We start from the raw sequence: 10,553 nt of genomic DNA on the forward strand, positions 1-10,553 counted from the left end.
CGACTCGGAGAAGTGGGACACCATCGGCGGATTCGTCGAGCCGGACGAGACACCCCAAGAAGCCGCCATGCGAGAGGCGCGCGAGGAGGCAAGCGTCGAAGTCGAGCTGGTGCGCCTGTTGGCTGCCTTGGGGGGCCCGGAGTTCCGAGTCCGCTATCCGAACGGGGACGAGGCCGGCTATGTGGCCGCCGTCTTCGAGGCCCAAGTCATCTCCGGCAAGCCAGCCCCCGAGGGCGTGAAGACGACCGAAGTCGCCTGGGTGTCGTTGTCGGAGCTGAGTGATGTGGATCTGTCTGCGATCGCTCGGGCCCAGCTCTCGGCTCTGGGCTGGATCGATTCCGCACCCCAGCACCTCGGTTTCTCACAGGATTGCGCCGAGTGCGGCTTCGTGTACGACGAGAACGATGCGGGCGGCGCCGCCGGTGCGATTTCGGACGGTGCTCGCGCCATGGCGAGGCTGCTCGTAGAGGCTGGAGACGATGCCGGAACACGACCGGAGCCAAGAACGTGGTCGGCACTCGAGTACGGCTGCCACCTTCGCGATGTTCTGCTCGTCCAGCGCGAGCGGGTCCTGCTGGCACGCCGGTCGGTCGAGTCGCCGAGGCCTGCGCCGATGGGCCGGGACGAGCGGGTAGAACACGACGGTTACGCCAACCAGAGTCCTGAGGATGTGGCGCGCCAGCTGCAAGACGCTGCACGACTGCTCGCCAACGTCCTCGAGCGCCTGGACGAGCGCAGCTGGACGCGCACGATCATCTACAGCTTCCCGACCCTCAAAGAGCGAAGCTTGCGATGGGTCGCGGTGCACACGGTTCACGAGGTTCGTCACCATCTGCTGGACGTGCGGCGTGGCTTCAGCAGCTCTTGATGCCACGAGGAATGACTCGGTCTCTTCGGCGATGCCTTGAGCTAGGCGCGGGCGAGGATCTCGCCGTGGACGGCGACGAAGACGGCGTCCGGATGGTTCGCCCACGCCCGCCATCCACGGGCCACGTCGTGCAGCACGGCCGAAGTGGCGATGCCGTACTCGACCGCTTGCACCGCGAAGGACGACGCGACCGACCGTTCCGCCCAGAGGTCGGCCCACCACCGGCAATCGACTGTCGTGGCGAACGCCCAGGTTGAGGACGAGTACCTCGGGTCGGCCAACCCGGCAGCGCGTGCCCAATGGAGCAGCACTCGTCCCGCGTTCGGCTCGGCACCGTTACGCCGAGCGACAGCCAGGTAGATCTCGAGCCACCTGTCGAGACGCTGCTCCGGCGGCCACCAGGCAAAGGCGGAGTAGTCGCCGTCGCGAGCAGCCACGATTCCCCCTGGCCTCGCCAGGTCGCGCATAGCGGCGATCGCCCCGACCGGATCAGTGAGGTGCTGCAGGACCTGATGAGCATGGACGACGTCGAACGAGCGGGACGGGAGACCCGCTGAGCGGAAGTCGCCGGTCAGGAACCGCGCGTTTGTCACGGCCGCCTCGACGGCGTGCAAACGGGCCTCGTCCACCACGGAGGCCGCCGTGTCCACCCCGACCACCTCTCCCGGCGCGACACGACGAGCAAGGTCCACGGTCAGGGTCCCCGGGCCACAACCGACGTCCAGCAGGTGCTGACCGGCGGCGAGATGGGGAAGCAGGTAGGCGGCGGAGTTGGCCGCGGTCCGCCAGCGGTGGGAACGCAAGACGGCGTCCTGGTGGCCGTGGGTGTACGTGTCGTCCGCCATCGGCCGCCTAGTCCAGCACAGCCGGCTGCTGATGGGCGCGGCGTGTCGCGGTAGCTTTGGGGATGGCCGACATCGACCGAATCGCAGGGCTGCTGCACGAGGCGGGAGAGACCCACCACCAGGTCTTCCGCATCAGTGACGGCGCCGATCCGGACTGGGCCTCCTGGTACTCGGATTGGCTCGTGGATCTCTCCGAACTGAGCACGGTGCTCGGGACCAAGCCCGTTCGCAGCGAACTCACCTTCATGCTCGTACGGCTCGACAAGGAGTACACCGATCAGGCACCGGACGAGCCATGGCCCCGGTGGTACGCCAGCCGGCTCACTGATCACTTCTCCGGCTAGTGGCCCTCGCTGGACCGGGACCGCCGCGCCGGCGGGCCGTCATCGGCGCCACGAACGGCGGTCTGGTTGAGCACCCCGAACTGAGTAAAGGTTGATGTCGTCGAGGCGGGAGCGGGGCGCGGGACTTGGCTGCCAGGTCAACTACAGCGGGAGTCCCTCTTTGAGTGAAGCTATGACGTAATCGGCACCCCCGTCGCGAAGCTGCTCGACGGAGTAGTTGTGGCTGGCCACGCCCACGCAGGCGATGCCCGCGGCATGGGCGCCCTTGGCGTCCAGGGGGGTGTCGCCTACCGCGAGGCAGCGCGGTGCGTTGACTTCCTCCCCGTAGACCAGACTGGCGCGGCGCAGGGCTGTGCGGGTGAGCTCCCCCCGATCGGTGGAGTCAGAGCCATAGCCCCCGAAGGAGAAGAAGCGATTGAGGTTGGCTCGGTGCAACTTGACGTGGGCAGCAGCCTCGACGTTGCCTGTGACCAGTCCCAGCAGATACCCGTCATCGATGAGGCTCGGCAGCAGCGCCTCGACACCCTCGAGCACCCGATATCCAGGCGATTCGGCCACCGCCTGGTGGAGATAGTGCAGACGTCGCTCCAACAGTTTGGTGAACTCGGCTCGCCTGGGCTGACGATGCAGGACCGCCTGGAAGGTCTGCCTTCCCACGTCGGGATCGGTCATGCCGGTATCGGTGAACTGGCCGATATCGGCAGGGATGCCATACAGCTCGTCGAAGGCCCTCCGCCACGAGGTGGCGCCGGCACCGCCGGTGATGATCAGCGTACCGTCGATATCGAACAGGATGGCGAGTCGTGTGTCCGTCACAGATTGCTCCTGCAGAACAGATGAGTGCTGGCCGAGCCCGTGCTCCGAGGGCCGGCAGTCTTCAGTTTAGGAACCGTTCACCGATCTTCCAGTATCAGTGATGCTCGTCGGGCGTCAGATGGTCAAGTCGTCCCTCGGCGTCGGCCGGGGACGCGGCCAAGGATGCTCATCGCCGAGCCGGTGGCTCAGCAGATACGGGGAAGCGGATCCCCGACGAGCACGTCGACGATCCGGGTCCCACCGAACGTCGTCTTCAGCAGGACCAGCCCGGGCGGATCGTCCTTCACCCGGCCGATGATGGCAGCACCCGCGCCGAGCGGGTGGGACCGTAGAGCTTGCAGGGCCCGGTCGGCGACGGTCCCCTCCACGACGGCGACAAGTCGCCCCTCGCACGCGACGTAGAGGGGGTCGATGCCGAGAATCTCGCAGGCTCCGGTGACCTCCGGCCGCACAGGGACGGCCTCCTCCTCGAGGACGACGGCGGTGTTCGATGCCGTCGCCACCTCGTTCAGGACGGTGGCCACTCCACCCCGGGTGGCGTCGCGCAGGGCGTGGACCTTTGTCGTGGCATCCAGCAGGCGAGCGACCAGGTCGTGCATCGGGGCCGTGTCGGAGCTGACGTCGGCCTCGATGTCCAGCTCACCGCGAGCCAGCATGATGGTGACGCCGTGTTCGCCGATCGGCCCGGAGACGATGACCGCGTCACCCGGGCGGGCGCGTGACGCACCGAGCTGGAGGTCGTGACGTATCACGCCGACGCCGGCGGTGTTGATGTAGCAGCCGTCGGCCTTCCCCTTCTCGACCACCTTGGTGTCGCCGGTGACAATTGCGACACCAGCCGAGGCGGCCGCCTCGCTCATCGACCCGACGATCCGCTCCAGGTCGGCAACCGGGAACCCTTCCTCCAGGATGAACCCGGCCGACAGATAGAGCGGATGCGCTCCGGACATGACCAGGTCGTTCACCGTGCCGTTGACGGCCAAGTCACCGATGTCGCCACCGGGGAAGACAAGCGGCGAGACGACGAATGAATCCGTTGTGAACGCCAGGCGCACCCCGTCGACGACGGGAGTCGCCTGGTCCTCCAGGGCTTCGAGAAGGGGGTTGCGGAAGGCCTCGAGAAACACGGCTTCGATGAGAGTATGGGTGGCCTTTCCCCCCGAGCCGTGGGCGAGCGTGATCCGCTCGTCCTTGACCTTTGCCTTCCGACGTCGGGCCTTGTCGATTCGTTCGAGGACCTGTTGCTCCCTGCTCAGGTGCTCGGCGCCGGCGCGCTGCTCACCGTGTGCTCCGGCCTCTCCGTGTATGTGCGTGTCCTTGGCGAGCGCGTCGGTCCCCTCGGGGCTCACGTCCTGATCGCCTCCTTCACGCGGTCGCGGCTGAATCTCCCGAAGTTGTAGTAGGCGGCACAGGCTCCCTCGGAGGACACCATGCACGTGCCGATCGGCGTCTCGGGTGTGCAGGCGGTGCCGAACACCTTGCACTCCCACGGCTTGATGACGCCCTTGAGGACCTCTCCACACTGGCAGGCCTTCGGATCGGTCACCCGGACCCCCGGGACCTCGAAGATCCGCTCGGCGTCAAAGGCGGCGTAGCTGTCCCGCACCTTGAGGGCCGAGTGGGAGATGAAGCCCAGCCCGCGCCACTCGAAGTAGGGGCGAAGCTCCATCACCTCGCTGATGACGCCGAGAGCCTTGGGGTTCCCCTCCCACGGCACGACCCGGGAGTACTGGTTCTCCACCTCGGCCCGGCCGGCGGCGAGCTGGCCCATGATCATATAAACGGACTGGAGGATGTCGAGTGGCTCGAAGCCGGCGCAGACCAGGGGCTTGGCATGCTGGGCCGAGATGAAGTCGTAGGGCCGGCACCCGATGACCGTCGACACGTGACCCGGCCCGATGAAGCCGTCGAGTCGGAGGTCGGGCGAGTCCAGGATGGCCTTGATGGCGGGGATGATGGTGACGTGGTTGCAGAAGATCGAGAAGTTCTCGATTCCCTCCGAGGCGGCGCGCAAGACGGTCATCGCCGTTGACGGGGCCGTCGTCTCGAAGCCGATAGCCATGAACACGACCCGCTTGTCAGGATTGCGTCGGGCCACCTTCAGCGCATCCAGAGGTGAGTACACCATCCGGATGTCCGCGCCCTTCGCCTTCGAGTCGAAGAATGAGCCCTGGCCTCCGGGCACCCGCATCATGTCTCCGAAGGTCGTCAAGATGACATCGGGCTGCTCGGCGATGGAGATGGCGTCGTCGACCCGGCCCATCGGGATCACGCAGACCGGGCAACCCGGGCCGTGGACAAGGGTGATGCTCTCGGGCAGGTAGTCGTCGATGCCGTGCTTGTAGATCGTGTGGGTATGGCCGCCGCAAACCTCCATGAGCTTGTACTGGCGACCAGGCTCGCACAGAGCGGTGATCTGAGCGGCCAGCGCCTGGGCCTTCTCTGCGTCTCGGAACTCATCGACGAAGCGCACGGACTCTCACCTCCTTATCGGGACTGGATGCCAGCGGTGTAGCGGGCGGGGAGCGGTCATGGCCCGTCGATCCCCGACTCCTGGAGGGCCCGCAACTCCTCGTCGTAGGCCTGGCCGATCCCCTCCAGGAACTCGAGCGCGGCCCTCGCCTCCTCCTCATCGATCTTCGACAAGGCAAACCCGACGTGGATGAGCACCCAGTCCCCTGGCGACACCACCTCGTTCTCCAGTAGGCCCACGTTGATGGAGCGTCGCACCCCGCTCACCTCGACCGTGGCCAGGTCGGGCTGGTCGGAGAGGAGCTCTACCACCTCACCGGGTATGCCCAGGCACATCAGCACTCCTTTCCATCCGCAGTGGTGCGTCGACTTCTATCGACTCGAGGACCAGATCGTCGCCGCCGCTGAGCTCGAGGTCCGTCGCCGCGCAGCCGCTGCAGACCACGGGCGGGTCTGCCGACTCGGTCGTCAGCCCGCACGACCGACAGGTGCTTCGCACCGGCACCACGACCAGATGGAGCACCGCCCCCTCGGCCACCGTGCCCTCGGAGGCCAGCGCGAACGCCTGGTCCATCGCCGGCTCGACCACGCGGTGCATCGTGCCGACGCGGACCGTGAACGCCAAGACCCTCCGCCCTGCCGCCCGCCGTTCGACCGTTTCGAGAATGGCCTCGCACATCCCAAGCTCGTGCATCGACTCAGATCACCCCTCCGCCTCGGCGACGACATGGACCCGGACCGACACGTCCGGATGGACTCGCAGCATGAGGAGCTTCGGCGGCTCGACTTCGAAATCCCGGACGTCGAACGTCCGCTCACCTTCGACGACGAGTGTCCTGTCGTTGCTGACCTCCACCGTCACTTCTCCCTCCTGGCGGCGGGTGACACCGTGGAACTTGAGCTCTCCGGCCACCCGATAGCGGTCCGACGAGTCCAGCTCCCGCATCTCCGTGACCTCTCCGACGATGGTGGGAAACCGGCGTGCGGCGATGCGACGTAACATCTCCCCGTCGTAGAGGGAGTTGCCCGACTTGAGCCGCTCCACGTCCAGCTCGAGGCGGATGCGCGGAGGGACCGAGAGGTCGAGTCGTCCGTCCAGCAACTGGACGTCCATCTCGCCCTCGAGGCCATCCGCCTCTCCGTGGATCGGGTGCACGCTCGAGCGGGACTCGGTCCAGACGCGTGACCGGGTGGGATCGATGCGGAACCGTGTCATATCACTCACCGCGCCGGCCCGAGACCCGCCCTACATGTTCCTGATCCGCATGTACCTCGCCAGGTCCGGGAGGCTCTGCACCACCACCACCGCTGCCCCGATCAGAAGCGAGGCCGTGAACAGGCGACGAACCATGTTCAACTCTCCTTTCTCGTACTGGGACCCTCTGACGACCCGGATGTGGAATCGACTCGGTCCGTGGTGTCAGCGTTGCTCTCGAGCAGCTCCAGCACCACCCGGAGGGCCTCGTCGACGGCCCGCTGGACCGGGGGGCTGAGCCCGATCCGCTCATCCACGTCCGCCGGCTCACATCCGACGACCAGTACCCGGGTAGACACGCCGAGAGCTCCGATCATGTCGAGGACCGATCCGGGCTCCATTGCGTGCGCGTCGGCCAGCACGCCGGCCATTCCCACCGGCAGATCCGTCGGCGCGTCCACGGTCTCATCCCTGTCGGCCTCGAGGACATAGACCGTGCCTGGCTCCTCGCCGCGGGGACTGGCGTCCACCAGGATGGCGGTCTCGTATCCCTCCAGGAGCTCGTAGGCGAGGTGGATGCCGCCGATGCCGAAGTCGGTGACCGTGACGTCATGAGGGAGAACCTCACTGGCCAGGCGTCTCGCCACCTCCGAGCCGAAGCCGTCGTCGCCGAGGAAGATATTGCCGACCCCCGCCACGAGCACCCGTTCGCTCACGACTGCCCCCCGACGGGCTCGACCTCGTCCGGTCGGAAGTAGAGGAACCGGCCATGAGCCTGTTGGAGGTCGGCAGCGGGGTCGTCCTCGAGGGTCACGGCGAGATACGTCTCGTCGTCCACGTCTGACAAGACAGCGTCCACCATCGCCATCCGGCCCTCGAGAAACAGATCCTGGGCGTCGGCTCGTCGTGCCCCCGGGCGCAGACGCACCCGGCTGCCGCGGCACACAGATGCCCCGTGAACCCACACCACGTCGGACTCGGGCGAGACTGACGTGTCCATGCCGGGATCCCACCACGGCACACCGCTCGAGTCCCCTGTCCCGGCGGAAGGGCTTGACTCCACGGTCCCGCCGCTCGTCCCCCGTAGGTAGCGAATGGCGCCGTGCAAGCGATCCATCATCTCCGGAGGCATGTCGTCGACCCTGTCGATCACCTGCGCCGCCCGGGCGTCGGTCGCTCTGGCCTCGCGCTTCTCGTCCTCGGTGAGCGCCATCGTCCGGAGGCTGAGGATCTCGTCGATCTCGGTGCCGTCGAAGAGGTCTCCCGGGCTCTCGGGCGCGATCTGCGGGTAGTCGTAGAGGATGATCGGCGACGACAGCATGACGTCCTTCGCCCCCTCCTCACCGACGAGGACCGGCCAGGTGTGGAGGTTGACACAGGACTCGGCATCGCCTCGAGCCCACTCGGGAGGGTCCAGACACGAGATGAACGACGCCTCCCGGAGGGACAGGAGGCTGTGGACGGCCGCCAGCGAGCGAAGCAGGGTCTCGTCCCGGCTCGCCCCCGAGTCGTGCCAGTCGGTCACGTTCTGCACACGAATGCGGACCCTCAGCGCGCCGAACGGACCGCGTCCGGCTTCGGCGCTCACCCGCAGCCGGCCCGAGAGCGGCTCCCGGCGGCGCACCACCCGTCCGACCTCCTGCCCACCGGCCATGACCGGCTCGGCGTCGAGGCCGCCGGGAAGCTCGAAGGGCACCACCTGCTCGCCGGCGAGGGCATCGAGGATGGACACGGAGGCGCGGGACTCCTCTTCGACCCCTTCGTCCCAGCTCACCAGCATCGCACCGTCGTCGCCCTCCAGAGAATCGACCGGCCGGAACACGTCGGGCCCGACCCGCTCCTCGACGGTCCTGGCCTGGACCTGGATGAATCGCAGGTCGACCTCGAGAACGGGATCGTCACCGGGCTCGACGAGGCACTCGGTCTGGTTGGCCCAGGGCTCCGAAGAGCCTTGCTCGCTGTGGGGCCTCGGGGCGAGCACGCCGAACTGCCACCGGAGCCGGTTCTTCTGCGCCGACGCCCGGTAGGGGTAGAGAATGTAGCCCTCGTAGAGGACGGCGTCGGCCACCTTGCGGGCCATGTCGACGCTCACGGCCGGCCCTCCTCGGCCTGCTTGAGCAGCATCTCCAAGGCGTCGTCCCAGGTCGGCAGGGCCATCCTCGACTTGAACCCCTGCAGGTCGTCGAGCGTCTCCCTTCTCATACGGATCCAGGCGCTGTTGGGGAAGTAGAGATCCATCACCTCCCGCCACACCCGCACCGGCAGGCGGTACGACGCCTCCTTCTCCCACGGCACCGGCTCCACCGAGAACCCGCTCGGCGCCCTCAGGAACACCGTGCCGCTGAAGAGCAGCAGGATCGGGACCTCGCCGTCATCCAGGGCGTGAAAGTACTTGCTGGCCGCGACCTCGAAGTCGTAGGTGCACGGCACGGGCATCTCGAGCTCGGTGGCGCCTTGGAACTCCGGGACCAGCAGGGAGGCGTTGGTGAACTGCAGCGGCTTCAGGGTGTCGCCCCATCGCGGTCTCTCCCCGAAGAGATCGGACAGTCGGTCGGCCTCTGTGTCGTTGTACGGGCGACGCTGCGGCTGGATGCGCAGCTGGCACCGGAGCAGGACGGCATGGACGCGCTCGCCTGTCGTCTCCGACACGCGGAGCTTGAATTGGATCGTGGGTGCCGCCGCGTACCGCTCAGGTCGGGCATCGACGCACTCGAAGACGAGCTCACTCATCCCTTGTTCGCCCCGACGGTGCGGCTCCGTTCCCGCAGGCTGGAGAAGAAGCCGGCGATCTCGCTCCACACCTCTTCGCCGCCGTCGAACCCCTTCCAGTGGAGCCGCACCCGGCCGACGAGCTCGTAGGACGCGTCGATGGGGGCGAGGTAGCACTCGAAGCGACCGTCCATGCGACGCAGCAGGAGCGCTTCCACATCGGGAGCGATGGAGGCAAAGGCGGGGTTGGCCTCCATCACCTGCTGCCATGTCTCCAAGGGCAACAGGGACTCGGTCGCCCCGGCAGGGCTCGGATAGAAGCCGACGAAGCGCTCCAGCGAGGAGTTCAAGAAGAAGAAGGCCATCCCGACCGGGATCTGGAGCTCGTCCCACTGCCGCTCGCTGAGCGCGAGCGATGCGTCGTAGAGATGGCGGTCGGGGACGGCCCTGTACCTCCCCCCGGCCGCGCCCTCGTGCGTGAACAGCAGATGGCAGGCCGTGCAGGTGCAGACCAGGCTCCGTGTCTCGAGGTTGACGACGTGACGGTGGTCCTCGGCCAGAGCCTCGTCACACATCTCGCAGTGCTCGCCGGCACGCCTCGGGGGCGCGGCCTGTCGGAAGCGCCGCAGATCCGGTGCAGACCTCATGGCCCCACGGCCGCCGGCCGGGTGCCGTCACCTCTGCGACGGGCCGCCCCGCCCCCGGGCCGGTGCCGCAGTGATCCCGCCGGGATGAACACCGAGGGCGGAGGCTGCGCCGGTGGCCCCTCGACCTCGACCCCGCCCACCTCGGGTGCAGCCTCGTCGATGCCACCCTCCAGCGCCAGCCTGGCGGCGGCCGAGAGCGGGGAGCCGTCGCATCCAGGGCCGAGGCGGATCTGGGCGATCCCCGAGTCGTCGACTCCGAGCAGCTCGAGACCTCCCCCCAACCCGAGCTCGGGGCCGAGGCGGTCCAGGACGATCTGCACCCGTTCCTCGGTGGGCACCGGGTGCAGACCGTGGAGCACGAGGAGGCTGGAGAGGAGCTCGTCGGAAGTGAGTCGCTCGAGCAGGGCGCGTCCCGTTTCGCCGTGCTCGCTCGCCATGCCGACGACCCGCTCCAAGGCGCCCCCGTACAGCTCCATCAGCAGGCGCACCAGCTCTTCCGCCCTATGGCTCACCGCGGGATCAGCGGCTGTCAGGAGCTCCTGGAGCAGCTCCTCGATCCGGGATCCCACCTCGGTGAGGTCGGGTGGTTCGGGCATGGTTCCTCTTCGCGTGGACACTCCGTACGCGCGGCTAGGGCGTGTTCATCATCGTGGGCGA

14 protein-coding genes are annotated in these 10,553 nt (G+C 67.5%); 2 read left to right on the plus strand and 12 right to left on the minus strand.

The genetic code is table 11. The annotated features are described in order from the left end of the window. Window positions 1-868: NUDIX domain-containing protein (locus VGF64_18400; protein HEY1636732.1), on the plus strand; the 868-nt coding region annotated here is incomplete at its 5' end. A 41-nt stretch (window positions 869-909) separates the two neighbouring features. Here VGF64_18400 and VGF64_18405 read toward each other — a convergent pair. Then, a complete protein-coding gene (locus tag VGF64_18405; protein HEY1636733.1) occupies window positions 910-1,713 on the minus strand; it encodes a methyltransferase domain-containing protein in 804 nt (267 codons plus the stop codon). Window positions 1,714-1,775: 62 nt separating this feature from the next. On the opposite strand from VGF64_18405, the gene VGF64_18410 reads away from it, so the two are divergent. Beyond that, window positions 1,776-2,057, plus strand: coding sequence for a hypothetical protein (locus VGF64_18410; protein HEY1636734.1), 282 nt, complete (start codon window positions 1,776-1,778; stop codon window positions 2,055-2,057). A 141-nt stretch (window positions 2,058-2,198) separates the two neighbouring features. Here the strand turns inward: VGF64_18410 and VGF64_18415 are convergent, their stop codons facing one another. The 11 genes from VGF64_18415 to VGF64_18465 all read right to left on the minus strand — a co-directional run bounded on the left by VGF64_18415 (window position 2,199) and on the right by VGF64_18465 (window position 10,492). Next, window positions 2,199-2,873, minus strand: a complete 675-nt coding sequence (locus tag VGF64_18415; GenBank protein ID HEY1636735.1) for an HAD family hydrolase — start codon at window positions 2,871-2,873, stop codon at window positions 2,199-2,201. A 185-nt stretch (window positions 2,874-3,058) separates the two neighbouring features. After that, window positions 3,059-4,222 carry a hydrogenase expression/formation protein HypE gene (gene hypE, locus VGF64_18420; protein ID HEY1636736.1) on the minus strand — a complete coding sequence of 388 codons (1,164 nt, stop codon included), beginning with the start codon at window positions 4,220-4,222 and terminating at the stop codon, window positions 3,059-3,061. Continuing rightward, on the minus strand, window positions 4,219-5,346 hold the full coding sequence (gene hypD / locus VGF64_18425) for a hydrogenase formation protein HypD (protein ID HEY1636737.1): 1,128 nt from the start codon (window positions 5,344-5,346) through the stop codon (window positions 4,219-4,221). Before hypD ends, hypE begins: the two co-directional genes overlap by 4 nt. 56 nt (window positions 5,347-5,402) lie before the next feature. Beyond that, window positions 5,403-5,681 (minus strand): HypC/HybG/HupF family hydrogenase formation chaperone, encoded by a 279-nt coding sequence (locus VGF64_18430; protein HEY1636738.1) that lies wholly within the window; start codon window positions 5,679-5,681, stop codon window positions 5,403-5,405. Continuing rightward, on the minus strand, window positions 5,659-6,039 hold the full coding sequence (locus VGF64_18435) for a hydrogenase maturation nickel metallochaperone HypA (protein HEY1636739.1): 381 nt from the start codon (window positions 6,037-6,039) through the stop codon (window positions 5,659-5,661). The genes VGF64_18430 and VGF64_18435 overlap by 23 nt, the downstream gene beginning before the upstream one ends. A gap of 9 nt (window positions 6,040-6,048) precedes the next feature. Further along, window positions 6,049-6,561, minus strand: a complete 513-nt coding sequence (locus tag VGF64_18440) for a YceI family protein (protein HEY1636740.1) — start codon at window positions 6,559-6,561, stop codon at window positions 6,049-6,051. 137 nt (window positions 6,562-6,698) lie between these two features. After that, the gene (locus tag VGF64_18445) at window positions 6,699-7,256 is read right to left on the minus strand and encodes a hydrogenase maturation protease (protein HEY1636741.1); all 558 of its coding nucleotides are present in this window, start codon (window positions 7,254-7,256) and stop codon (window positions 6,699-6,701) included. Further along, window positions 7,253-8,632: a hypothetical protein gene (locus VGF64_18450; GenBank protein HEY1636742.1), complete on the minus strand. Its 1,380-nt coding sequence runs from the start codon at window positions 8,630-8,632 to the stop codon at window positions 7,253-7,255. Before VGF64_18450 ends, VGF64_18445 begins: the two co-directional genes overlap by 4 nt. After that, on the minus strand, window positions 8,629-9,270 hold the full coding sequence (locus tag VGF64_18455; GenBank protein ID HEY1636743.1) for a DUF6084 family protein: 642 nt from the start codon (window positions 9,268-9,270) through the stop codon (window positions 8,629-8,631). The genes VGF64_18450 and VGF64_18455 overlap by 4 nt, the downstream gene beginning before the upstream one ends. Beyond that, complete coding sequence (locus tag VGF64_18460) at window positions 9,267-9,824, minus strand: DUF5947 family protein (protein ID HEY1636744.1); 558 nt, start codon at window positions 9,822-9,824, stop codon at window positions 9,267-9,269. Before VGF64_18460 ends, VGF64_18455 begins: the two co-directional genes overlap by 4 nt. Before the next feature lie 68 nt (window positions 9,825-9,892). Next, a complete protein-coding gene (locus tag VGF64_18465) occupies window positions 9,893-10,492 on the minus strand; it encodes a hypothetical protein (GenBank protein ID HEY1636745.1) in 600 nt (199 codons plus the stop codon). Window positions 10,493-10,553: the final 61 nt, after the last annotated feature.

This window comes from Acidimicrobiales bacterium, from assembly GCA_036491125.1.
GTDB lineage: Bacteria > Actinomycetota > Acidimicrobiia > Acidimicrobiales > AC-9 > AC-9.

Coding starts and splice junctions, on each gene's coding strand:
- VGF64_18455 (HEY1636743.1), bottom strand. CDS start 9,270: ATGAGTGAGCTCGTCTTCGAGTGCGTCGATGCCCGACCTGAGCGGTAC.
- VGF64_18460 (HEY1636744.1), bottom strand. CDS start 9,824: ATGTGTGACGAGGCTCTGGCCGAGGACCACCGTCACGTCGTCAACCTC.
- VGF64_18410 (HEY1636734.1), top strand. CDS start 1,776: ATGGCCGACATCGACCGAATCGCAGGGCTGCTGCACGAGGCGGGAGAG.
- VGF64_18430 (HEY1636738.1), bottom strand. CDS start 5,681: ATGTGCCTGGGCATACCCGGTGAGGTGGTAGAGCTCCTCTCCGACCAG.
- VGF64_18440 (HEY1636740.1), bottom strand. CDS start 6,561: ATGACACGGTTCCGCATCGATCCCACCCGGTCACGCGTCTGGACCGAG.
- VGF64_18405 (HEY1636733.1), bottom strand. CDS start 1,713: ATGGCGGACGACACGTACACCCACGGCCACCAGGACGCCGTCTTGCGT.
- VGF64_18435 (HEY1636739.1), bottom strand. CDS start 6,039: ATGCACGAGCTTGGGATGTGCGAGGCCATTCTCGAAACGGTCGAACGG.
- VGF64_18465 (HEY1636745.1), bottom strand. CDS start 10,492: ATGCCCGAACCACCCGACCTCACCGAGGTGGGATCCCGGATCGAGGAG.